The 25,056-nt window shown below is 35.5% G+C and carries 24 protein-coding genes; 3 read left to right on the plus strand and 21 right to left on the minus strand.

The genetic code is table 11. The features are described from left to right. Nucleotides 1–67: 67 nt before the first annotated feature. The gene (locus tag I583_RS08985) at nt 68–1,168 is read left to right on the plus strand and encodes an aminopeptidase P family protein (protein WP_010760804.1); all 1,101 of its coding nucleotides are present in this window, start codon (nt 68–70) and stop codon (nt 1,166–1,168) included. A gap of 63 nt (nt 1,169–1,231) precedes the next feature. Here I583_RS08985 and I583_RS08990 read toward each other — a convergent pair whose 3' ends face one another. From I583_RS08990 to I583_RS09025, 8 genes are all read right to left on the minus strand, one after another. Continuing rightward, on the minus strand, nt 1,232–1,822 hold the full coding sequence (locus I583_RS08990; protein WP_010760803.1) for a YtxH domain-containing protein: 591 nt from the start codon (nt 1,820–1,822) through the stop codon (nt 1,232–1,234). A gap of 23 nt (nt 1,823–1,845) precedes the next feature. After that, nucleotides 1,846–2,289, minus strand: a complete 444-nt coding sequence (locus I583_RS08995; protein WP_010760802.1) for a DUF948 domain-containing protein — start codon at nt 2,287–2,289, stop codon at nt 1,846–1,848. A gap of 181 nt (nt 2,290–2,470) precedes the next feature. Beyond that, entirely contained in the window at nt 2,471–3,367 is an 897-nt protein-coding gene (galU, locus tag I583_RS09000; RefSeq protein WP_010760801.1) for a UTP--glucose-1-phosphate uridylyltransferase GalU, read from the minus strand. Between the two features lie 20 nt (nt 3,368–3,387). Continuing rightward, nucleotides 3,388–4,404 (minus strand): NAD(P)H-dependent glycerol-3-phosphate dehydrogenase, encoded by a 1,017-nt coding sequence (locus I583_RS09005; protein ID WP_010760800.1) that lies wholly within the window; start codon nt 4,402–4,404, stop codon nt 3,388–3,390. 302 nt (nt 4,405–4,706) lie between these two features. Then, complete coding sequence (gene lgt / locus I583_RS09010; RefSeq protein WP_010760799.1) at nt 4,707–5,537, minus strand: prolipoprotein diacylglyceryl transferase; 831 nt, start codon at nt 5,535–5,537, stop codon at nt 4,707–4,709. A gap of 450 nt (nt 5,538–5,987) precedes the next feature. Then, nucleotides 5,988–6,926 carry an HPr(Ser) kinase/phosphatase gene (gene hprK / locus I583_RS09015; protein WP_034682890.1) on the minus strand — a complete coding sequence of 313 codons (939 nt, stop codon included), beginning with the start codon at nt 6,924–6,926 and terminating at the stop codon, nt 5,988–5,990. A 340-nt stretch (nt 6,927–7,266) separates the two neighbouring features. Next, nucleotides 7,267–8,241, minus strand: coding sequence for an ETX/MTX2 family pore-forming toxin (locus I583_RS09020; RefSeq protein ID WP_010760797.1), 975 nt, complete (start codon nt 8,239–8,241; stop codon nt 7,267–7,269). A 47-nt stretch (nt 8,242–8,288) separates the two neighbouring features. Beyond that, nucleotides 8,289–9,257 carry an ETX/MTX2 family pore-forming toxin gene (locus I583_RS09025; RefSeq protein WP_010760796.1) on the minus strand — a complete coding sequence of 323 codons (969 nt, stop codon included), beginning with the start codon at nt 9,255–9,257 and terminating at the stop codon, nt 8,289–8,291. A gap of 344 nt (nt 9,258–9,601) precedes the next feature. Between I583_RS09025 and I583_RS09030 the strand changes: the two genes are divergently transcribed. Further along, nucleotides 9,602–10,570, plus strand: coding sequence for a GIY-YIG nuclease family protein (locus tag I583_RS09030; protein WP_010760795.1), 969 nt, complete (start codon nt 9,602–9,604; stop codon nt 10,568–10,570). 40 nt (nt 10,571–10,610) lie between these two features. Here I583_RS09030 and I583_RS09035 read toward each other — a convergent pair whose 3' ends face one another. The 7 genes from I583_RS09035 to deoC all read right to left on the minus strand — a co-directional run bounded on the left by I583_RS09035 (nt 10,611) and on the right by deoC (nt 17,758). Continuing rightward, a complete protein-coding gene (locus I583_RS09035) occupies nt 10,611–10,970 on the minus strand; it encodes a phage holin family protein (RefSeq protein ID WP_010760794.1) in 360 nt (119 codons plus the stop codon). After that, nucleotides 10,970–11,290 carry a PspC domain-containing protein gene (locus I583_RS09040; RefSeq protein ID WP_010760793.1) on the minus strand — a complete coding sequence of 107 codons (321 nt, stop codon included), beginning with the start codon at nt 11,288–11,290 and terminating at the stop codon, nt 10,970–10,972. Before I583_RS09040 ends, I583_RS09035 begins: the two co-directional genes overlap by 1 nt. Nucleotides 11,291–11,443: 153 nt before the next feature. Beyond that, nucleotides 11,444–13,045 (minus strand): daptomycin-sensing surface protein LiaX, encoded by a 1,602-nt coding sequence (gene liaX / locus I583_RS09045; RefSeq protein WP_010760792.1) that lies wholly within the window; start codon nt 13,043–13,045, stop codon nt 11,444–11,446. Between the two features lie 260 nt (nt 13,046–13,305). After that, entirely contained in the window at nt 13,306–14,604 is a 1,299-nt protein-coding gene (locus I583_RS09050; protein WP_010760791.1) for a pyrimidine-nucleoside phosphorylase, read from the minus strand. A 21-nt stretch (nt 14,605–14,625) separates the two neighbouring features. Continuing rightward, complete coding sequence (gene deoB, locus I583_RS09055; RefSeq protein ID WP_010760790.1) at nt 14,626–15,807, minus strand: phosphopentomutase; 1,182 nt, start codon at nt 15,805–15,807, stop codon at nt 14,626–14,628. Between the two features lie 31 nt (nt 15,808–15,838). Next, complete coding sequence (locus I583_RS09060; protein WP_010760789.1) at nt 15,839–17,020, minus strand: NupC/NupG family nucleoside CNT transporter; 1,182 nt, start codon at nt 17,018–17,020, stop codon at nt 15,839–15,841. Nucleotides 17,021–17,089: 69 nt separating this feature from the next. Continuing rightward, nucleotides 17,090–17,758, minus strand: a complete 669-nt coding sequence (gene deoC, locus I583_RS09065; RefSeq protein ID WP_010760788.1) for a deoxyribose-phosphate aldolase — start codon at nt 17,756–17,758, stop codon at nt 17,090–17,092. A gap of 258 nt (nt 17,759–18,016) precedes the next feature. Between deoC and I583_RS09070 the strand changes: the two genes are divergently transcribed. Continuing rightward, nucleotides 18,017–19,321: an ISL3 family transposase gene (locus tag I583_RS09070; RefSeq protein ID WP_010763307.1), complete on the plus strand. Its 1,305-nt coding sequence runs from the start codon at nt 18,017–18,019 to the stop codon at nt 19,319–19,321. A 94-nt stretch (nt 19,322–19,415) separates the two neighbouring features. Here the strand turns inward: I583_RS09070 and I583_RS09075 are convergent, their stop codons facing one another. The 6 genes from I583_RS09075 to pstB (I583_RS09100) form a co-directional block, all read right to left on the minus strand. Beyond that, nucleotides 19,416–20,354 carry a sugar-binding transcriptional regulator gene (locus tag I583_RS09075; RefSeq protein WP_010760786.1) on the minus strand — a complete coding sequence of 313 codons (939 nt, stop codon included), beginning with the start codon at nt 20,352–20,354 and terminating at the stop codon, nt 19,416–19,418. Between the two features lie 70 nt (nt 20,355–20,424). Next, nucleotides 20,425–21,186 (minus strand): tyrosine-protein phosphatase, encoded by a 762-nt coding sequence (locus I583_RS09080; RefSeq protein WP_010760785.1) that lies wholly within the window; start codon nt 21,184–21,186, stop codon nt 20,425–20,427. Between the two features lie 15 nt (nt 21,187–21,201). After that, entirely contained in the window at nt 21,202–22,572 is a 1,371-nt protein-coding gene (uhpT, locus tag I583_RS09085) for a hexose-6-phosphate:phosphate antiporter (protein WP_034683289.1), read from the minus strand. Between the two features lie 211 nt (nt 22,573–22,783). Further along, complete coding sequence (gene phoU / locus I583_RS09090) at nt 22,784–23,455, minus strand: phosphate signaling complex protein PhoU (RefSeq protein ID WP_010760783.1); 672 nt, start codon at nt 23,453–23,455, stop codon at nt 22,784–22,786. An 18-nt stretch (nt 23,456–23,473) separates the two neighbouring features. Further along, the gene (gene pstB / locus I583_RS09095; protein ID WP_010760782.1) at nt 23,474–24,232 is read right to left on the minus strand and encodes a phosphate ABC transporter ATP-binding protein PstB; all 759 of its coding nucleotides are present in this window, start codon (nt 24,230–24,232) and stop codon (nt 23,474–23,476) included. Between the two features lie 10 nt (nt 24,233–24,242). Continuing rightward, the gene (gene pstB, locus I583_RS09100; RefSeq protein ID WP_010760781.1) at nt 24,243–25,043 is read right to left on the minus strand and encodes a phosphate ABC transporter ATP-binding protein PstB; all 801 of its coding nucleotides are present in this window, start codon (nt 25,041–25,043) and stop codon (nt 24,243–24,245) included. Nucleotides 25,044–25,056: the final 13 nt, after the last annotated feature.

A 25,056-nucleotide genomic window follows, 5' to 3' on the forward strand; every position in this document is an offset into this window, starting at 1 on the left:
ATGGTATTTCGTGGTATGATAAAGATAAGTTTTACAGTAACCAGCTCTAAAAGAAAGAAGGATATTTATGAATCAAGAAAAAATGAATGAACTAAAAAAATGGATGGCCAGCGAAAATATCGATCTTACCTATATTAGTGACCCGGGGCATATTGCCTATTTTTCGGGTTACAAAAGTGATCCTCACGAACGGGTTTTAGCTTTATTTATCTCATTAAATCATGACCCTTTTTTATTTACTCCGGCTTTAGAAGTTGAAGATGCTGAAAAAAGTTCATGGACGTATCCTGTCTATGGTTATCTTGATAGCGAAAACCCTTGGGAGAAAATCGCCCAACTTATCAAAAAAAATGGAGTTCCAACTAAAATAGCTACTGAAAAAGACGCTTTAACAGTTAGTCGTTTTGATATTTTAACTAATTATTTTCCAAATAGCGATTTTTCAGCCAGTGTCACACCTGTCATTGAAAAATTGCAATTGCTAAAAACCTCTTCTGAAGTAACTAAACTGATGGAAGCTGGCGATTGGGCGGATGTCGCGTTAGAGATTGGCTTCAAGGCGATTAAAGAAGGCGCCAAAGAACAAGAAATACTGGCAGAAATCGAGTATCAACTAAAACGTCAAGGCATTCGTTCAATGAGCTTTGATACTTTAGTTCTAACTGGGAAAAATGCCGCGAGCCCACACGGCAACCCTGGAAATACGGCTGTTGCAAAGCAAGATTTGGTTTTATTTGACTTAGGTGTTGTTTACAATGGTTACTGTAGCGATGTTACACGAACCGTCGCCTACAAAGAACCTACTGATTTTCAAAAAGAAATCTATTCAATTGTTTTAGAAGCACAATTAAAAGCCATGGATGCTGTAAAACCTGGTGTTACAGCTGGAGAACTAGATGAAGTTGCGCGCGGCGTTATCAGTGGTTACGGCTACGGTGACTACTTTAATCACCGTCTAGGTCACGGCATTGGAACTACCGTTCATGAATATCCGTCTCTAGTGACTGGTAATGATCTGGTTATTGAAGAAGGCATGTGCTTCTCTATCGAGCCAGGTATTTATATTCCAGAAAAAGTTGGTGTGCGCATCGAAGATTGTCTACATGTGACGAAAAATGGTTGTGAAGCTTTTACAAAAACACCAAAAGAATTAATGATCATCGATTAAAAATAAAAAAACAAAGCCAACATTCTAAGAAGGATGCTGACTTTGTTTTTTTCATTGCTTTTATTATTTTCCTTTAACATCTTCTACAGTTTCTTTAACAGCTTTTTTTGTATCTTTTTTTGCTTCTTCAGCTTTTTGTGGAACATCTTTTGTTACTTCTTTTGCTTCAGCAACGCCTTCTGAAACTGTTTCTTTCGCTTTTTTTGCTGATTCTTTAACATCTATGAAGATATCATCGGAAGCGTCTTCTGCGATGTCACCTAATTCATCAACTTGATCATTTACATCTTGAGCTGTCTTTTTAAAACGATCAGATAGATCATCTGTTTGCTTTTTGAATGACTCTAGAACTGTATCAGAAACGCCTTGTGCTTTGTCTAGTGAATCTTTCGTCTTATCTTTAACGTTTCCTGCCAAGTCACCTGCTTGTTCACCTAACACACTTGCTTTTTCTTTAGCGATCGATGATAATTCAGAACCTTTTTGCACAGCATAATCTGTATAATCCGTTGCTTTATCTTTAAAATCATCTGCTTGGTTCGCTAAATCTTCACGTAACTCTTTACCTGATTTTGGTGCTAATAAAAGTGCTGCTACTGCTGCAGCTGTCCCACCAATGATTGCTCCTAAAAAAAATCCGCCTTTTTTCGCCATGTTTATTCCTCCATTATCTTTTATTATTTCGTTACTTCACTAGTTTTTGATGATTTTTTTGGACGAAATGCTCTAAAAGCCGCTCCGCCTACTTTACTGACAACACCTGCTTTAGCTGTTGTTTTACCGACTGATCCAACTTTCCCAAGTAAATTTCTGCTAGAGTAATTCAACTCAGAAACACTTTCACTTAACTCTGCAACTGCTGCAAACAATGGATCGATTGTTGCCACTTTTTTATTGACATCATCTAGCAACTCATTACTTTTTACTAAAAGTCCCTCTACTTGTCTAGATAAAATATCTACATCTTTCGTCACAACCTCGATTGTTTTATTTGCTTCATCAACCGTGGTTGTCACTTTCTCTACAGTTTTACTGATTTTCATCAATACTAAAACAATAAATACTACTAATACAGCAAACGCCACCGCAGCAATAATCGCTGCAACCTCTCCACCTGTCATCTTCTTGCTCCTTCCATCAATTATTCCATAGTCTTAGAATAACACCAACTGGTCTTTTTCACAAATTATTCAGTTAGCTTTGTTATCTTAATTATAACCCAAGCCTCTATATTTTATAGAAAAAAAGACAGAACAAATTTTGCTCTGTCTTCAACTGAAAAAATCCTATAAAACGTTTCGTTTATTTCTTTTTAGGTGTATCTTTTTTAGCAAGTTCAGCACCCAATTCAATAATATACTCGCGTAAGTTATCCTTGACTTCTGGGTGAACTAAACCATATTCAATACTTGTTTTCATAAACCCAAACTTATCGCCTACATCATAGCGTTTGCCAGTAAATTCTCTAGCAAATACGCGTTGTGTTTTGTTCAATGTATCGATGGCATCTGTCAATTGAATTTCGCCGCCAGCACCTGGTTCTTGTGATTCCAACACGTGAAAAATTTCTGGTGTTAACAAGTAACGACCAATAATTGCTAGATCACTTGGTGCTTCTTCTGGTGTTGGTTTTTCAACAAAATTATTTACGTTATATAGTCCTTTGGCAACTTCAGCCTCTGGATTGATGATTCCATATTTTGAAGTCTCTTCATGGGGAACCTTCATTACAGCGATCGTTGATGCGTGTGTTTCATCATAATCATTCATCAATTGTTTTGACAATGGAATTTTGTCTTCCATGATATCATCACCAAGCATAACCACAAATGGTTCATTGCCAACAAATGCTTTTGCCTGTAACACGGCATGTCCTAATCCTTTTGGATGAGATTGACGAATAAAGTGAAGATTAACATCTGTTGTTTCTTCTACTAATTTTAATAAATCTGTTTTATTTTTTTCACGAAGATTACTTTCTAATTCAAAATTCGCATCAAAATGATCTTCAATCGGACGTTTTGCTTTTCCTGTTACGATCAAAATATCTTCAATACCTGATGCTAAAGCTTCTTCAACGATAAATTGGATCGTTGGTTTGTCGACGATCGGCAACATTTCCTTTGCCATCGCTTTTGTTGCTGGTAAAAATCTTGTTCCCAGTCCAGCTGCTGGAATAACCGCTTTTTTCACTTTCATGCCTATTGGCCTCCTAAAATTTATATAGAAAATTCATTTTCTGTTTTACCATCACGTAACATAATTTCTTTTGCCGCTTGTTTTACATCTTGACCTTCATACAAGACCTTATATATCGCTTCTGTGATTGGCATATCAACATTTAATTGCTGAGATAATTCATACGCTGCTTTTGTTGTAGATACCCCTTCAACGATCATTCCCATATTTTCAAGAACTTCGTCTAAGCTGTGTCCTTTTCCAAGAAGATTACCAGCACGCCAATTACGTGAGTGCACACTTGTACAAGTAACAATTAAATCACCGACTCCGCTCAAACCAATAAAGGTTAAAGGGTTTGCCCCCATCGCCACACCTAAACGACTTATTTCAGCTAAACCGCGTGTCATGATTGCAGCTTTCGCATCATCGCCAAAGCCTAACCCGTGGATTGCACCTGCTCCTAACGCAATGATATTTTTCAACGCAGCGCCCGTTTCGACACCAATTACATCATCATTTGTATAAATTCTAAAATAGTCATTCATAAATAACGATTGAACATATGTTGCATCTGACAAATTCTCACTTGCAGCAGTAATCGTTGTAATATCATGAACAGCGACTTCTTCCGCATGACTTGGACCAGATAAAACAACCACTCCACGCCTTTTATCTGTTGGAATTTCTTCCATTAATACTTCAGATATCCGCTTATGACTTCCCTGTTCCAAGCCTTTACTAGCATGAATGATCAAAGGTTGATTTGTACATTTTTCTGTAAATTCTTGCGCCACCGTTCGAATGGCTTTAGTCGGAACAACAAACAAGACCGCATCTGCATCTTGAATACATTCTTCTAAAGAACTCTTCCCTTGAATCGATTCTGGAATGACCAAATCAGGTAAGTAATGATGATTCGTATGATGCGTGTTGATTTCATCAATTTGTGCTTTATTATGTCCCCATATACGAACCTCATGACCATTTTCTGCTAAAACCTGTGCCAATGCAGTTCCCCATGAACCTGGACCTAAAACAGCAACTTTTTGTTTCATTGGTGAAAATCTCCTTTCAAAATAAGAAGAGCTGATTCGGTGAAGCTAGATCATAGAAAAGTTGAACAAACTAGACCAGCTCTGACAGAAAGATAGGAAAAACAATTGAGTCGTTCTTTGACTCGTTTATTTTTTATCTTCTTTCCCAAAAGCTCTTTAGTAGAAAATCTAGCTCAAAACGTTTCTATAACTCTACCGACTATCCAACTTCTTATTTCTTTAAATAACCAAAATAAATTACTATTCTTATAGTTTTTGTATCCACCTATCATTTTACCATAGCTTAGATGGAATAGGCAGTTCTAAATAGCCTTTTTTGATGTTCCTTTTTCACGGTCATAAAATTTTACAGACCCCTTTTTACGGCGAATAATCATAATCACAATTGCACCGAAAAATAACACAAGAGAAACTAATTGTGAAACTCGGACACTTCCAAATGCATATAAACTATCTGTCCGCATCCCTTCAATAAAGAACCTTCCGAAAGAGTACCAAATGATATATCCTAAAAAGACTTCGCCTTCTTTTAAGAAATTTTTCTTTTTTCTCAAAACAATCAATACAATAAAACCTAAAACATTCCAGATAGATTCATATAAAAAAGTTGGTTGATGATATGTTCCTTCAATATTCATATTGTCGATGATAAATTTTGGTAAATGCAAGCTTTCCAAAAAACCTCGAGTTGTTGCGGGACCATAAGCTTCATGGTTCATGAAATTCCCCCAGCGCCCGATCCCTTGAGCCAAAATCACACTTGGTGCTGCAATATCTAAAAAGGTCCAAGTTGAAATAAAACGATGCCTTGTGAAGAAAAATAAAGCTAGACCTCCGCCGATTAGCCCACCATAAATCGCGAGACCACCGTTTCTAGTCAAAATAATCTCAATTGGATTATCGACATAATCTTGCCACTGAAAAATGACATAGTACAAACGGGCACCAATAATTGCACTGGGTAAGCCCCACAACATAAAGTCAATTACGTCATCTTCTTTTAAACCGACACGAACTGCTTCTCTACTACTTAACCAAACAGCTAGCACGATTCCTGAAACAATAATAATTGCATACCAATACACCGCTATCCCAAAAAGATTAAGCGCTACTGGATTTACTTGTCCTAACATTTGGCTTCCTCCTAATTTAAAAGTGAAGCGGGATCGCTCAGCTCTGACAGAAAAATAGGAAATTATGAATAAGGTGTTCTTTACCTCATTCATAATTTATCTTTTTTTCTGAAGTGCTAACCCGCTTAGCTAGATAATACATATTGGTAAAAACGTTCCACTTCGCTACACCTTGCACTTTTCAACATCAGTTCATTTTATTCACAGTGTTTCAAAGCAAAAGCTGAACAGGCACGTTCAGTTCCAACTGAAAAATAGGAAAATATGAGAGTGGTGTTCTTTACCACAATCAGATTTTATCTTTTTTCCGAAGAGCTAGCTCGCATAACTAGATAACCTTAAAAGTGAAACGGGCTCGATCAGCTCTGACTGAAAAATAGGAAAATATGAGGGTGGTATTCTTTACCACAATCAGATTTTATCTTTTTTCCGAAGAGCTAGCTCGTATAACTAGATACTTCCTGAATTTTCCTCAATCAATCGAGTCAAACGTTCTTCAAATGATTTTGTCGCATCATAACCCATAGTCTTCGCACGAAAATTCATTGCAGCAACTTCAATAATGATTGCCACGTTCCGCCCGGTTTTAACAGGAATACGGATTTGAGGAACATCAACATTTGCGATTTCAACCATTGCATCATCTGATCCTAAACGGTCATATTTTTTATCTTTTTCCCATGCTTCTAAGTAAACAACAAGTTGGACTTGCATAAAGCCGCGAACCGCACTTGCACCAAATAAATTCATTACATCAATGATTCCAATCCCACGAATCTCTATCAGATGCTGTAAAATTTTAGGCGGTTCACCGACGACTGTCAATTCGTCTTGCTGATAAACATCGACTCTGTCATCTGCGATCAATCGATGACCTCGCTTGATCAACTCTAACGCTGTCTCACTTTTACCGATACCACTATCGCCTTGAATCAAGACACCTAATCCATAAACGTCGACTAAAACACCATGTACGCTAGTTCTTGCTGCTAAACGACTGTCTAGGTAGCTGGATAACTCTCCTAATAATCTCGATGTAGAAATCGGTGAACGTAACACTGCCAGTCCTTTTTCTTTTGCGGCTTGTACCATTTCCTCAGGTGCTTCTAATCCTCTAGAGATAATAAAAGCCGGCGTATCCTTCTCACATAAACGACGCATCACCATCAAACGTTCTTCAGGTATCATTCGTTCAGAAAATGTAATCTCCTTACTACCGAATAATTGCAAGCGATTATGAGGATAATAATTAAAGTAACCTGTCAATTCCAGACCAGGACGGGAAATATCTCCTGTTGTGATTTCTCTATTTAAACTTTCTTCATCGCCATAAACGACTTCTAAAGAAAGCTTTTCTACCAGTTGATGAATTTTTACAACTTCTTCCATCTTTATCATTCATTCCTTTCTAGTTCTCTACTCGTTCCATTTTATCATTTCAGGTGGGAAGTTTCTAGCTATTAGGAAGATGTCAGGGGTTTATTTGATTTTCTTTATATCTGATTATTTATTTTGACTAAAGAAACATTATAAAAATGCAACTTTGTTAAAGTCTAATTGTAATTGCCTGTTCTTTCAATTTTTCGATAGTAATATGCTTCACTCAATAATTCTATGTTATTTTTCTCATTAAAAAAATAAAAAAAGGTGACTGATGTACCATTCTCATCAGTCACCCAGCCTAAAATAGGCCAATTATTCTACTATTTAAATTCTCAATACTTATGACTTATTGCCGAACTAGTTCTAACTTTTGTTCGTTGACAATCACAGCGTTCTCTTCTCCATTTGTTACATCAATCGTCCGAACATTATAATCAGTACCGTACACCGCTTCAACATGACCGAATCCTCCGTCATATAGAAGAGCATCACTAATGTTATAAACTGATTCAAAATTGTCTGCGAAACCATTTGGTACAAGTTCAGGATACCAATCTACTGCAAGTTTGTAATCATGGTATCCATTTACTATATTCCTAGACCAGAGACTGTTTGGTGTTTCAGCAAAATAGAGCTTTGCCTTAATTTTAGAAGTTAATTTGATAGCCGCTGTCGTTGACATTCTAGACACTACAATTACTAATTTGTATTTTTTATGTGCTGGTACTTTTGTATTTTGAGCTGGCACTGTAAAAGTCTCCCTGTGGGAGTTTATTTTAGACTCCTCTTTGTTAAAATCAGCTTGAAAACGAATCGTTGAGGAAGCATTCACTATAAGATCAAAACTGATATTGGATTCTGCTCCTAGCGAATAATTTTGCGTGATGGTCGATGTCTCTGACTCTTCAATGACCTCATCACGAGATATTGAGGTAAATACCTGTTCCTCATCAGTATCGTTTATAAAAGTATCCACATCAATATGTTTTGGCTGGATATTATCGTGTATGGTATCGTATACTCTCACATGAGTGTCATAGGCTTCAAAATTACCTGGATATGTTAATGTAGGCTTGGAACCAGGAGGTAACGTACCACTCTCTTGATCAGAAATACCAATGTAATGTCCCATCATCATTAACTGATACCTTGGTTGTTCCAGACCTGGAAATCTTATACCACTATCTTGGTTTACCAACAGATCATTCTGAACTGGTGTACCATTTTGTTCTTCAACTTCTGCTTCAGCAATACTTGCAATTGCTCCTACAGACGATAAACACATAATTGAAGCTATCATATAATAAAATATTTTTTTCATTTTTACCCCTCCTATGCTATTTTATAAACTACTTTTCATCTTTTAACTTATTGCCTAACTAGCTGTATCGCTTTTTCGCTGACAACTACCGCTTTATCTTCACCGTTAGTTATGTCTACTACTTGTGCACGAAAATCTGAACCATATTCTGCCTTTACATGCCCCTGTCCTCCATTGTATAAAACAGGTGCATCTTCATTACTCGCATCTGATTGTACTTCCCAATTCTTTAAAAGATTTGGCAAACTAGAATCTTTTTCTTGTGCTTGACGGTAATGATTTAGTAGTGGATTTACTTTTTCAGAATAAAATGTCTTTCCGTCTGTCCCAAATGCTTTATAAACATCTGCATTAACTTTAGAGGTTAACTTAATATCAGCTGTTGTTGCTGTTTTTGCCATTACTAGCTTCAGTTTATATTTTTTATGCGGCGGAACTTTAACAGGTTGAGAGTTCAAAGTAAGTGTCTCAGAATGACTCCTCTTGGTAGTATCGGCTTTGCTAAAATCTACTTGAAATTTAATGGCTCCACTAGCTTTTACTATAAGCTCAAAACTAAGTCTTGATTCTACTCCTAAAGCATAGTGTTGTGTGATCGTTGCTGTTTCAGTTTCCTCAAATGTTTCTGAATGCGCAATTGACATATATATTTGCTCTACATCAGTTTCATTTGAGAACGTATCCACATCAATATACTTAGGCTGATAGTCATCATGTGAAATATTCTCTACTCTTAAATGATGGTCAAAAAAATTAAAACTTTTCATAAAACGTTGTGGCGTTGCATCTTTAATTGACCCATTCTTTATTTCATATTGACCATAGTGATAGCCTATCTCAACTAACTCATCCCATGGTTGCCGCTCTATACTTTGCATTTCCTGGTTCAGCAAAGGACTATTTTGTATGGGGGTAACGTTTTCTTTCTCCCCTACGGCTTCGGCAGCACTTGCAATTGACCCTACAGACGACAAACACATAACCGTTGCTAAAAAACAGCATAATTCTTTTTTCATTTTTTAATCCTCCTATCTTATTTTTATAAAAAATAGTTCATTTCGATAATCATCAGCCCTCGCTTTCTTTTAGAACTATTCATTAACTCTATTCGTGAGTCTATTTTAATTATATTTACTCGTCCTAAAAAAACATTTGTTTATTCATTTATATATTAATATATTAATATGAATAAGAACATACCATACATGTTATACTTACATAACTTATTGTCCTCAAATTATTTAGTATTATTATTTTAACTAGATTCAAACATACTTACCTTATTGACTATCTCTATTTAATTCGTATACTTAGTTTGTACTATTTCCAGTGATAAAAACATTTATTGGATGTGTTTTTCATGAAAAATAATTTAAAAGAACAAGCGAGAAATCTACCTTTAGCCCCCGGTGTCTATTTAATGAAAGATAAACATGGAGCAATTATTTATGTAGGTAAGGCAAAAAAACTGCGAGAACGTGTCGGCAGCTATTTTGTTCAGAACAAACATTATTCAAGCAAAACAATTCGGATGATTCAACAACTAAATAGTTTCGATGTGATTGAAGTAGACTCGGAGCTTGACGCTCTCTTGCTAGAATGCCAATTAATTCAAGAATGCCGTCCAATTTATAATCGGCAGATGAACTCTTTTGAAAAATATAAATATATTGAAATCAATATGGAAAAAGAAGACATTTCAATCAATATACGCACTGTCCCAACGAAAAAAAATTGCTTTGGTCCATTTTCCACTAATAGGAAACTTTCAGAACTAAAACAAATTTTAGAGAACCTATATGGATTAAATCAGAAAAATTATTGGCAACAAACTTTCTCTGAAAACGCCATGCCTCAATTAGACTCAAAGACTGTTGCTACAGAATTGCTCGGTGCATTCACTCAGAACAATCAACTACCTCAAAATCGTTTAGAAGAAAAAATGATTGTAGCAGCAGAAAATCAATCATTCGAAAAAGCGTCTAAATTACGTGAAGATTGGCAATTCCTCACGCGCTTTTTCAATCAAAATACAAAATTGATCCTAGCATCTCAAACCAATTGGCAGCTTTTGTCCATTCCGATTGGTTCTAAAATAAAATATTATTTGATTTATCAAGGTCTTATTCTAAATAGCCGAATCCTTACAAAACAAACTTTTTCCAACTATACATCTAGCGAACTTGCAAAAAAGATTCTGCCTAAAAATAAACCTGAAAAGATTCAGCAGTTTTCCAAAGAACAAGTCGATTTTATCAATATTTTATATGGCTATATTAACCGACACAAAGAATGCCGATTAGTCGAGCTTACTGATCCATTTGCATAAAGAAAAGGATAAAACCCAACTTATCGTTTGGGTTTTATCCTTATTCACTATATTTATCTAAATTACGTTCACTGACGATCATATTTACTAAAGACATGATTACTGCCATCAAAATCGCTGCTCCAAAGCTGGAAAAACCGAAATTTGTTTCTCCAACAAATGAAGAGGTCATTTTTAAAATTGCCGCATTCACAATGAAACTAAACAAACCAAATGTAAGTAAAGTAAACGGAAGCGATAAAATCGTCAACACTGGTTTTACTAACATATTTAATATGGAGAGCACAAAAGCAGCAATGATTGCCATCCAGATACTTCTCACGAAAATCATATTTGGAAAAATCACTGAGAGTGAAACAAATGTCAACGTATTAACGATCAAACGTTGAAAGTATGTCATTAGAAGTCACTCCAGTCATCATCGTTCACTTTTTCTGCTTGTTTTCTTTGTTTTTGTTCGTTAGCATATGGATTTGCGTTACGTGTATTTCTGTTGTATGGATTTTGATGGCCATAGCTGTTATAGTTTTTAGTTCTACCTGAAGGAATCAAGATAGCTAAAACAATATATAGAAAAATTGGACTGCCAATAAAGATAAAGCTGGCTACCACATAAATCACACGTACAATCGTAGGATCAATACCTAACCATTCCGCAATTCCCGCTAAGGTTCCTGTTAGTACCACATTATTGGGAGATTTTGTCAATCGTTTTCTCATTTTTTTCACCTCTTATCAATTAGATTTTACAATAGAATGGATGAAGAATCATCCTTTTTCTCTTTTATTTCCTCCTATATCGATAGTTAAGAGAACTATTCTTAACTATCGAGAAGGAAGTCAACACAATTTAAGCAATCATGTTCTACGCATTTATTTATCTGTGTCTTTTAAATAAATGTTTCCTGTTGTTGTAGAAGCATTGATTTGAGCCATATCTTCATCATTTAATCGTCTAAATTGTAGTAATTGGTTGGTTCTTTCTTTCTTCTCACGAATCACCTCATAATCACTTAAGCGACTATTGATGCTACCTAAGCTCGTTTTCACTGTACCTTCAACACCCAGTTCATTTGGTAATGCGATTTTTACATTGCCGTTAACAGAACTTGCTTCTACTTTACGTAGTGTCTTTTCTTTCGCCGTGATACGAACATCACCATTGATCAATGAGACACTAACTGTTTGTGGTGTTGCAGCAATCGTTACAGTACCATTTACGGTTTCAATGATATTATCTAGGATTTCACCATCTAAGACTTTGATATCACCATTTACACCTTCAATTTCAAGCATTGTTGCATCGATTTTATTGAATGTGATTGAGCCATTTGTTGATTTAGTGTAAACATCTTTTGCCTTCAACGATTCAATCAAGACATTTCCATTTAACAATTTAATTGATACATGATCAAATGTACGTTCAGGTAAGTAGAAAATCAAATCTGCGCGAACACGTTTGTTTGGAATTTGGAATGAAATCACTTCGTCATCTACATCGATTTGGCTTCTTTCCAAGAACGCTTCAAGCGGTGTTTCAGCATCCATTTTACCATAAAGTTTGATTTTTCCTTCTACTTTAACATCTGGTTGATCCCAAGTTCTAAAGATAATATTTCCATTCGCTACTTTGACATCAATCAAACTTGCAAGCGGTGCTGGGTAATTGAATTCATGTTCAAATTTCGTTGTAGCAACACCTGGAACTTTGAAACTAACGTCTTTCCATTCCATATTATCATTCATTGTTTCAGAAAATGTGCTAAATGTTTTCTTAAGGAATGAACCCAATTGAGATCCTGCTTCACTCATTTTTTCTCCGACTTGATTGATCGTATCCGTTGCTTGATCTTTCCAATCATCAGGAATATCAAATTTTGAAGCGACACGATCTTTCGTACCAGACCATTGTTCTTTACGAATATTTTTCAATTCAGCTTCAAGAGCGATTTTTTCTTGAATTCGTTCGTCTAAAGAATCTTCTAATGATTTGATCTCAGCTTCAAGGGATGCTCTTACTTGTAAATCTTCACTTGTTAATTCGCTTAATTCTTCTTTGGTATTAAGTTCCATCAATTTTTCTTGTGCTTCTTTGACTTCTTCTTTGACACCAGCAATTTCAGCGTTGATTTCATCTAACTCAACAGAAGCACGATTCGCTTCAGTTGCTAGATTATCTAGAATTTTTTCTAGACGTTCATGATCTTGCGCCTCTTTTGCTTTAACATCTTCATCAGAAATTTCAGGTTCGACTACGTCTTCTTCCTTTTTATTTTCTAACTTATTTAATAAATCTACGACTTTGTCATTTTCTTTTGTGTCAACTGTTGGATTTGTTACGTTTACTTGGTCGGCAGCTTTTTTGATTTGTTTTTCATCTTTTTCTGTCGCCATATTTTCTAATAAAACTAAAGCTTCCTCTGAAGATAGGATACCTTTTTTAACTAAGTCTAATACTCTTTCTCTTTCTTTCATGGAAATTGCCTCCTTAGCAAATTTTTCACCCGAGGGTGTTTTCCTTATGTACCTATTATGCCTTCTTTTTAGTTGTTTGTCATAGGACTTTAGAATGAATTTTGACCTGTACTTACGTATGGTATCAAAAAACATTGTGTAAAAACAAAAAAGAAGAAGATCCTCACTTTGAGTATCTCCTCTTTTTCCATTAAATCTACTACACTACACAATCAATCCTTCTAGAAGCTTCTATAGTAGTAGTAAATGAATGATTATTTTCAAGAAATTTGTTTATAGATTAATTTAGGTGCTATTCCTGTATCACCAATTTGGATATTTTCTTTGATCATTGCTTCTACTTCAGCAACATCTTTTTTGTTTGCATGGATCGTTACAAGAGAATCGCCAACTTTAACATCGTCACCAATTTTTTTGTTTAAAACCAATCCTACTGCTAAATCAATTTCATCTTCTTTCGTTGCTCGACCTGCTCCTAATTTCATAGCAGCTACACCAATGGCATCAGCAACGATCTCAGATACAACACCTTCTTTATCTGCTGTTACTTCAAATGTATATTGTGCTGCAGGTAATAATTCTGGATTTTTGACCCACTCTGGATTACCACCTTGATTTTTAACGAATACAGCAAATTTATCTAGAGCTGATCCGTCTTCGATCACACCTAACAACATTTTGCGTGCTTCATCTAAAGAATCTGTTTTTCCTGCTAAAACAACCATTTGACTACCTAAAGTTAGGACTAGTTCCGTTAAATCTTCTGGCCCATTTCCTTTTAGAGTATCGATTGCTTCTTTGATTTCTAAAGAATTACCAATCGCAGCACCTAAAGGTTGAGACATATCAGAAATGATTGCCATTGTTTTTCTTCCAACAAGATTTCCGATGCGAACCATCGCTTCAGCTAATTTCTCAGCATCTTCTTCTGTCTTCATAAATGCTCCAGCACCTGTTTTTACATCTAAGACAATCGCGTCTGCACCAGCAGCAATCTTCTTACTCATAATAGAGCCAGCAATCAACGGAATAGAACTTACTGTTCCTGTTACATCACGTAGTGCATAGATTTTTTTATCAGCTGGCGTTAGATTGCCAGATTGTCCGATAACAGCGATCTTGTCTTGATTGACAATATTAATGAATTCTTCATCACTGATTTCAATATGGAACCCATCAAATGATTCTAATTTGTCTAATGTTCCACCAGTATGACCTAAGCCACGACCTGACATTTTTGCAAAAGGAATATCTAATGCTGCAATGAGTGGAGCTAAAACTAAAGTTGTTGTATCACCAACACCGCCAGTAGAATGTTTATCCACTTTTACGCCTTCAATTCCAGATAAGTCAATCACATCACCTGAATCGACCATTGCTAGAGTCAAGTTTGCACGCTCTTCATCCGTCATGTCTTGGAAATAAATAGCCATTAATAAAGCACTTGCTTGATAATCTGGAATTGTTCCAGCAGTATAGCCATCAATAAAAAACTTGATTTCTTCTTTTGTTAATTCAAGTCCGTTTCTTTTCTTCTCAATAACATCGACCATTCTCATTTTCTTCACCATTCCTTTTTTTTATTTTAAATCTCCTAAGAAGCTAGTCCCATATTCCGGCATACGTACATTGAAATTATCCGCAACGGTAGCACCAATATCAGAAAACGTTGTTCTCACACTTAATTCATAACCGCGTTTGAAACGTTTAGAATAGACTAATAATGGTACAAACTCCCTAGTATGATCTGTTCCTTTGTATGTCGGATCATTTCCATGATCTGCTGTAATAATCAATAAATCATCCTCTGTTAACTTAGCAAAAACCTCTGGCAAACGTTGATCAAATTCTTGTAGTGCTTGTCCGTATCCTAAAGGATCTCTTCGATGCCCAAATACTGCGTCAAAATCAACTAAGTTTAAAAAACTCATGCCATGGAATTCTTTATCCAGTAATTCGATAAATTTATCCATACCATCCATATTTGAAACTGTACGAATACTTTCAGTGACCCCTTCACCATCAAAAATGTCAGATATTTTTCCTAGCGCGATTGAATCCAATCCACTCTCTTTTAGTGTATCCATCACAGTTTTGTCAAAAGGTTTCAAGGCATAATCATGGCGATTAGCTGTACGTGTAAATGTTTCTTTTGATGTTCCTACAAACGGTCTAGCAATAATGCGGCCTAGCATATAGGGCTCATCTCTCGTAATTTCCCGAGCATATTCACAAATGCGATACAATTCTTCTAAAGGAATGATTTCTTCATTTGCTGCAATTTGTAAAACAGAGTCTGCAGACGTATAAACAATCAATGCGCCTGATTTAAGCTGTTCTTCTCCTAGCTCATCAAGAATTTCGGTTCCGCTTGCAGCTTTATTGCCAATAATTTCTCTTCCAGAGAAGGCTTTGAGTTTTTCTAATAATTCATCTGGAAATCCATCTGGGAAAACTCTAAAGGGTTTATCGATATACAACCCCATAATTTCCCAGTGACCTGTCATTGTATCTTTACCAACAGAGGTCTCTTGCATTTTGGTATGATAGCCGATAGGCACTTCTACTTTTTCAACGCCCGCAATTTCTTTAATGTTAGACAAACCTAGTGCTTCCATGTTAGGAAGGTTCAGTCCGTCCATTTCTCTAGCAATATGACCTAGCGTATCCACATTGAAATCATCAAAATCATTTGCGTCAGGTGCCTCACCAATTCCTACTGAATCCATTACAACAACATGAATTCTTTTAAATTCTTTCATTCCTTTTCACCTCACCTATTAAACTTAAAAATTAATAAAGCAAACCAACGATTGTCGCTGTTAAACAACTAACTAACGTTGCACCGAATAATAATTTTATACCGAAACGTGCCACAACATTTCCTTGTTCTTCGTTCAGGCTTTTTACAGCCCCAGAGATGATGCCGATTGAAGAGAAGTTTGCAAAAGAAACTAAGAAAACAGAAATGATAGCTGTGGTTCTGCCAGAAAATTCTATCGAGCTTGACGTTAAGTTCGTCATTGCGACAAATTCATTTGAGACTAGTTTAGTCGCCATAATACTTCCAGCATCTACGATTTCATTTGCAGGTACACCCATTAAGAACGCAAATGGTGCAACGAGATAACCGATAATATCTTGGAATGACATTCCAAAAATTCCTTTGAAAATTGCGTTGATCATTGTAATAACAGCTACAAATCCGATCAACATCGCAGCAACTGTAATCGCTACATGGAAACCATCCATGATGTATTCCCCTAACATTTCAAAAAAGGATTGTTCTTTTTCATCTTTTACTTCTAAAACATCTTCTTCTGCTGTCACTTCATACGGATTAATCACGGATGTGATAATGAATCCTCCAAATAAATTTAAAACAATGGCCGTCACTACATATTGTGGTTTCAATAAAAACATGTAAGAACCGATGATTGCCATCGATACAGTTGACATTGCTGAAGCACATAATGTATATAAACGATGTTTTGGTAATAAACCTAGCTGTTTTTTCACAGAAATAAAGACTTCTGATTGACCTAAAATAGCTGAGGCAACTGCATTATATGATTCTAATTTTCCCATGCCATTCACCTTACTTAAAGCAAGTCCAATATATTTCACAATAAACGGAAGAATTTTAAAATACTGCAGAATTCCGATCAATGCCGAAATGAAAACGATCGGTAATAAAACACCAATAAAAAATGAGCTTTCGTCTGGATTGATCAGACCTCCAAAAACAAAATTCACACCTTCAGCAGCATATTGCAGTAAATTATCAAATCCTTTGGCAATTCCTTCTATAACGAAATTACCAACGCTTGTATTCAGTAACACAAAACCTAAAATAAATTGCAAAACTAACATGACAATAATCGGTCTAACTTTAACTTTTTTACGATCATTACTCGTTAACCATGCCACTCCGATAAAAAATAACAAACCTAGGCAACCAATTAAATACTTCATCTTATCCTCCAATTGAACTCGTTTACATTAGCTTGTAAAAGTAAGCAAGTTGCTTACTTTATTTTCTTTTTAATAACCGCTACCTTGGTCAGTTGTTTCACCAGAAACGATTGAAACCCCAGCACTTGCACCGATTCTTGACGCGCCTGCTTCGATCATTGTTACTACTTCTTCTTTTGTACGAACCCCGCCAGAAGCTTTAACACCAACATCAGGTCCTACAGTTTTTCTCATTAATGCAATATCTTCTGCTGTTGCTCCGCCTGTAGAAAATCCTGTTGATGTTTTAACAAAATCGGCACCTGCTTTAACTGATAACTCAGAAACTGTGACAATTTCCTCTTTTGTAAGCAAACATGTTTCAAGAATAACTTTTACAAGAACATCTCCTGATGCTTCAACAACTGCACGGATATCTGCTTCAACTGTTTCTAAGTCGCCAGATTTCAGTGCACCTACATTGATTACCATATCGACTTCTGTAGCACCATTAGCAATAGCATTTTTAGTTTCAAAAGCCTTTGTTTCAGATGTATTTGCACCTAAAGGAAATCCAATTACAGTACAAACATCAACGCCAGATCCTTTTAATTCAGTACTTGATAACTTAACCCAATAGGGATTCACACAAACTGAAGCAAACTGATATTTTTTAGCTTCTTGACAAAGTTTTACAATCATATCCTTTGTTGTTTCAGGTTTTAATGCTGTATGATCAATCATTTTTGCAATAGTCATTATAACTCTCCTTTAGTTTTGATAATTGTATTATACACTCCACAAGAACATTTGTAAACACCATCATGAAATTATGTTCATTTTAAGATAAAAATAGATAGGAACGTTGTTTTAATCCGTTCCTATCTATTCTGGCTCTATACTTTCTGATGTTGGTGAGAAATCACTGGCATCTTTTTAATGCAAAATAATAGAAAAGACACCCTGATATCCTTTAGAATTAAGTCGACTAAAACCAATCAAAAGGAGGAAATCAAGATGTCCTATACAAATCTTATCAAAAATACCTTAGATATTCTAGACTTAAATATTACTTTTAATGAAAATTCTTTAAAAAAGGAACGAATCAAAGGACGAATCTGCCACGTATTTTCTGGTACATTGGACTATTCCGCTCACTCCTGTCATCATTGTGGTGCCAAAGAAAACGGATCGATTATTCTTTGGAGCTTTACAACGTGTCTGATTTTACTGAATGATGTCTCTGAATACCAAACATACTTACGCTTGAAGAAACGTCGTTTCTTCTGCCATTCTTGTGATAGAACTTTTGTCGCTGAAACAAGTCTTATCGAAAAGTGTTGCTCGATTTCTAAGAAAGTCAAGCTTTCGATTGCCGAGCGTCTACGAAACACTTCGTCTATGAGCGAAATTGCCCGTCAAAAGAAGGTCTCTGTTTCCTCTGTTTATCGCGTATTGAAACAGTTTTACGAACCAAAAAAAATCAATCGACTCATCTTGCCAGAAGTTCTTTGTTTTGATGAATTTAAATCAGTGAAACAAGTCGCTGCCTCTATGAGTTTCATTATGATGGATGGACAAACAAAGCAATTACTCGATGTCGTTGAAAACCGCCAGTTGCCTTTTTTAGAACGCTATTTCTCACGATTTTCTTTATCTGTTCGTGAAGGTGTAAAATACATTGTTTGCGATATGTATACGCCTTATTTTTCTTTAATTAAGAAACTATTTCCCAAGGCTCAGATTGTTCTTGATCGCTTTCATATTGTGCAACACATCGGGCGAACGTTCTTAAAACACCGTATTCAACGAATGAATACCTTTCTCCATCAAGGATCTGTAGAAGCCAAAAAATACCGTCACTTGAAGAAATACTGGAAACTACTTCAAAAGAATCAATCGAAGCTCAATTTTGAAAAACGCCAATGGCATCCTTCCTTCCGTGCTTATTTAACAGAAACCGAACTCGTGGATCGGTTACTTGCCTATGATGAAGAATTAAAAGCTGGCTATACCTGTTATCAGGATTTTCTCTATGCCATACAAACAAGAGATTACACACGGTTTCACGCGTTATTAGAACAAGATTATTCTAGGCTTCCAGCTTATTATCAAACAACCATTACTACCTTTAAAAAAGTTCAAACGGGCATTAAAAATGCGTTGGATTTGCCTTATTCCAACGGACCGTTAGAATGCTTGAATAACCATATCAAAGTATTAAAGAGAAATGCCTACGGCTTCCGCAACTTCTATAATTTTAAATTGAGGATTACTTTATGCTTTGGTACTATTCTTTTTCAACCAAATAGAAAAACCTAGAGGAATTTCCCTCTAGGCTTCATCATTGATTTAATTCTTTAGATTTTCTTCACCAACATTAGTTGACAAAGAGCCTCTATTCTCATTACCTTGTTTATAGCTTCAGTAAACCTTCCGCAGCGCTTTGATCGATGATCAATACATTAGCGTACTTACCTGCTAATGCGCCATCAATCGCTTCAATTTTTCGTGAACCGCCAGCGACTAAAATCGCTTTTTCTTTTTCTCTTAGATCAGATAATTCAATACCGATCGTCCGTTCATTGATTTTCTGACTGCATATTTCACCACTGCTATCAAAGAAGCGAGAACAAATATCGCCAACCGCTTGTTCTTTAAGAAGTTGTTCTTCTTCATCACTAAAATAGCCTAAACGAAATAACAGCGCTTCGTCTCTAACTGTTCCTACTGTAAATAGCGCAATATTCGCTTGTTTCCCTTTTGTGATGATTTTTTGGATATGACGATCTTGCTCTACCATTTTTTTTACTTCTGCATTGTCAAAAATAACTGGTAACGGAAGTTGCATCGCAACTGTTTGAAAAGCTTTTTCAAATAACGTCAGCGTTTCATTGGCGTATGTATTCACATTAGAATGACTGATTCCGCCCTTCAATTGAACAATTTCTACACCAACTCTCTCTTGGGTATTCAGTTTTCTTGCCACTTCATACATCGTTGTTCCCCAACTAACCCCCAGAATATCACCATTTTTGATTGTTTCTTCTAAATACTCTGCTGCATAAGACGTAAGGTACTCTGTAATAACTTGATAATTTGTTTCAGGTGAAAATACAACATGTACTTCTAACAAGTCATATTTTTCTTTAAGTCGTTTTTCGAGCTCAAACAAATCGGAAAAAGGGTCTGAGATCGTAATTTGTACATATCCTTTTTCTTTAGCATAATTCAGTAATCTAGAAATCGTCGGACGGGAAACATCTAATTTTTTTGCAATTTCCTGCTGACCAAGACCAGATTGATAATACAATCTGGCTGCTTCAATACTAAGCTGTTGTTTTTGTTTATCCATAATTATAATCCGTTCTTTTTATTTTCTTCAATTATAGCAAGAAAAAATTAGGAAAACAAACCACACTTCCTTAGTCAATTAAATAAATATGTCTAAATTCTTCGAGTTTTTCTTTGTCAAAATCTAAACATTCTGCTGCGTAATTTTCTGCGGTGCCAAAATGTTTCTCAATCAAATGGAAGGCATGATCTAAATAATCTTCTTTTACATAAAGTGCAGTTGCTAAAGATTCCAATTGTTCTTCACTAAACCCTTGTTCTCTAAACTGCTGTACCAGTTCGTCATTAGCTTGTTTTCTTTCTTCATTCGTTACTAAGAAATCTTTATAAATCTCTTCTTTTTCGACATTTAGGAGTAATAGTAATAAAGCTGAAGCATAACCTGTACGGTCTTTTCCAGCAAAACAATGAAAAATGGTTGACCCGTTTTTATTTGCTAAGATATACGCCATAAATTCTGTGAAACCTTCTTGCGCTCCTGGATTTAAGATCAAATCTTCATAAACACCTAGCATATGTTTATCAACAGCTTCAATCGATTTTAGTTTAGCAAAATCAGCTAAACTCGAATTTTTAGCATTCATTTTCCCAAGCAAATCTAAATTGACATATTCCACATCTTCAATCGGTGTATCTGGTGACTCACTGATTTCAAACTCACGTCTAAAATCGATGATTCTGGTTAAATTGAATGACTCAATCAATGTTGTTTGTGTTTTTTTATCTAAATTGACTAGATGACCTGATCGTAATAATTTTTTTGGTTTAATCATTTTTCCCTCTTTATTTTTAATACCACCTAAGTCTCTAAAATTCGTAATTTTTACATTCATATGTTTATTCCACCTTTACGCGTTTACTTTTTTTCTTCTTTTTTCTTCTGCAAATGCTACACTTCCTAAAAGAACCACAATAATTACAATGGAAATATAGAAGATAATAAATGTATCATTCCAACCATGAAGTACATGTCCAAAGAAATTCACACCATTTTTAGAGGGATCTGAAATTTTAGCTAATAAGATTTTCGCCATTGAGTCCCCAAACAAATAGGCAAACGCTCCTAATAAACCTCCTGAAACGACTGTTGCTTTTTTGGGCACGAATCCTAACATAGATAAGTTGATCAATAATTGTGGACCAAAAACCATCATACCTAACATAAATAATGATACGTTGATTACAAGTTCTGTCGTACCCAGTTGATAGCCGATAATGCCAATCGGTAATAGAATACTGCTGATTGTGGCAACTAAAGCAGGACGTCCTTTAAGTAAATCTGAGATATAACCCCAAGCTAAGCAACCGACTAAAGCGCCCATTTCAAAATAGAAAATCGTTTGAGCTGCTGCTTCTTGTGAAAAATTGAGATGTTCTGTCACGTATAAAGGCGCCCAATTATCAATCCCAATACGGACAATATAGACAAAAACATTCGCTACGCATAAAATCCAAATGTATGGATTTGTTAATAAATACTTTTTAAAAATTTCCCATTTCGTTAAATTCTCTGCATCTACGTTTGCTTCTTCAATCGGTTCGCCAAAAATCTCTTCACTTGAATTCCAGCCTAAATCTTCTGGTCTATTTTTACCAATAAAAAATGTAACTACAGCAACTACTGCCGCAACGATTGCTGGAATAATAAACATTCCTGCTACTTGTCCTTTAAAGAAAGTCGTTGCACACCACACTGCAAAAATCCCAGCAAAACCACCACCGATATTGTGAGAAGCATTCCATAAACCGATATATCTCCCACGATTGCTTCTTGTTGTCCATTGTGTAATAACAGAAGCACTACTTGGCCCGCCCACACATTGGAATAATCCATTTAAAGACCATAAAACAACGATCCATCCCATTGGAACATTATTCATCGTAAATAATAGCCCTAAACATAAAACGGTAATTGATGATAACAACAATAAGATAGACAAAATTTTCTTGGTATTTTTACCATCCACAATATAACCAACAATAAATTTACCAAATCCATAAACAATCGAAAAAACAAAACCGATATAGCCAAGGTCTGTTGTTGTAAGTCCCAATTGACTTTTTAATAATGGCTGAGCTGCTTTAAAGTTATTCCGTATCATATACATCGTGATGTAAATAACCACGACAACTAAAAACGGTTTCATAAATTCTTTAAACCATCTTTTTCTTTGTTCAGCAATCGTTAGCTGATTCGTTTTTCCAACTTCACTATTCATTTCTTCCAATTTTTTTCACCTCAAACAAAATAATTATAATGGTCTGCGCTTTCCAATATAATTGTATAATACATGTTGAATGAAATATTGTAAACACTTTATTGAAATTATGTTCAATTTGATCGCTGTTTTTCGAATGTTTAATTCTGGTTTAACGTTTTTTTACAAAAAAATACCTTCGAAAACTTATCGAAGGTATTTTCTTTGATACTTATTCATCATGATTACTGTTTAACTCTGTGATTTTTCCTGTCGCAAGATAGACGATCCACTCACAAATATTTGTCACATAATCCCCGATACGTTCTAGATACGTTGCGACATGAAGATAATCTGTCCCACTGATTACAGTTTCTGGATTTGACTGCATCGCCTTGATTGAGTGGCTATAAATGCTATCAAAATACTCATTTACTCTAGTATCCATTTTAGCAATCATTCTTGCGTCTTTTTGATCGGTTTTGACATAAGCAATCAATACATTATCAACCATTTTCTTCACGTAGTCAGACATATCAGAAATTTCTTTTTCAATTTCAGGAATTCTTGTCTCACCTTTTAAGCGTATAGTTGATTTTGCAATTGATACAGCATGATCTGCCATTCTTTCCAAATCAGAGCTGGCTTTCATGACTGTGATGATCATTCTTAAATCAGTTGTTACTGGTTGCTGTAAGGCAATCATTTCAAAGCTTTTCTTTTCTAGCTTAACTTCCATATCATTGATTTCTACATCATAATCGATTACTTCGTTGGCAATCTTTTTATCATGATTGATATAAGCACGTACAGATTTATGTACGACATTACTTACCATCATGCCCATTTCATAAAATTGATTATGCAGATTTAATAGTTCTTCTTCAAATTGGCTGCGCAACATGTGTATTCCTCCTTTTTTTTAACCAAATTTCCCAGAAATGTAATCTTCTGTTTGTTTTTCTTTAGGATTTAAGAATATTTTCTTCGTATCATTAAATTCTATCAATTCGCCTTGTAAAAAGAAAGCTGTTTTATCAGAAATTCGTGAAGCTTGAGACATATTGTGGGTCACCATGATCATAGTGTATTTTTCTTTTAATGTTAAAAGCATATTTTCAATTTTACCACTTGAAACAGGATCAAGCGCACTTGTTGGTTCATCCAATAAAATAATCTCAGGATCAACAGCTAAAACACGAGCGATGCAGACACGCTGTTGTTGTCCGCCAGATAAAGACAAGGCACTTTTATGCAGTTTGTCTTTCACATCTTCCCACACAGAAGCTGCTTTTAAGCTATTTTCCACTGCTTCATCTAGTACTTGTTTATCCTTCTCACCTTTTAAACGTAAACCATAAATCACATTTTCATAAATCGAAAAGGGAAACGGATTGGGTTGTTGAAATACCATACCGATTTCTTTACGTAAATCTACGATGTCCGTTTTCGGACCATAAATGTCTTTGCCTTTGTAAACCACGCTTCCAGTGATCGTAACACCTGGAATCAAATCATTCATTCGGTTCAATGAACGTAGATACGTCGATTTACCACAACCAGATGGTCCGATCATAGCAGTGATCTCCCCTTGATTGATGCTCAAGTCAATCCCCTTTAAAGCTTCTTTTTTACCGTAATATAAATGCAAATCTTTTGATGAAATAATTTCTTTTGTCATCTTGCTCCTCCTAACCAAAATGTCCAGAAACGTAATCTTCTGTAGCTTGAATTTTTGGTCGTGTAAAGATTTTTCTTGTTTCATCGTATTCAATCACTTTGCCTAGGTAGAAAAAGGCAGTGTAATCACTGATACGGGCAGCTTGCTGCATATTATGGGTTACGATAATGATCGTATAATCATCTTTTAAATTCACCAATGTTTCTTCTACTTTACCAGTTGAAATTGGATCTAGTGCACTAGCAGGTTCGTCTAAAAGTAAAATATCTGGCTTCATCGCAATGGCTCTAGCAATACATAAACGCTGTTGTTGACCACCTGATAAGGCTAAGGCACTTTTGTCTAAATTATCTTTGACTTGCTCCCAAAGTGCTGCTTGTTTTAAACTTGTTTCAACAATTTCATCTAGTTTTTTCTTGTCTTTTTCACCATGTTGCTTTAGAGCAAATGTGATATTCTCATAGATTGATTTGCTAAATGGGTTAGGACGTTGAAAAACCATGCCGATTCGTTTGCGCATTTCATAAACATCGACTTCTTTTGTATTGACATTTACCCCTTTGTACATGATGTTACCCGTTACTTTGGTATTAGCGATCCCATCATTCATCCGATTCAATGAACGTAAATACGTCGATTTTCCACATCCTGATGGACCAATCAAAGCAGTGATTTTATTTTTTTCAAATTCCAAATCCACGCCCTTGATTGCTTCATTGTCTCCATACCAAACATGAAGATCATCTGTATGCAACGCAATCGGTTCAGGCAGTTTAATGATATTTGTGTCATTTAAATTATATTCTTTCATTCTGATTCCCCTA

This window comes from Enterococcus haemoperoxidus ATCC BAA-382 (genome assembly GCF_000407165.1).
Classification (GTDB): domain Bacteria; phylum Bacillota; class Bacilli; order Lactobacillales; family Enterococcaceae; genus Enterococcus_L; species Enterococcus_L haemoperoxidus.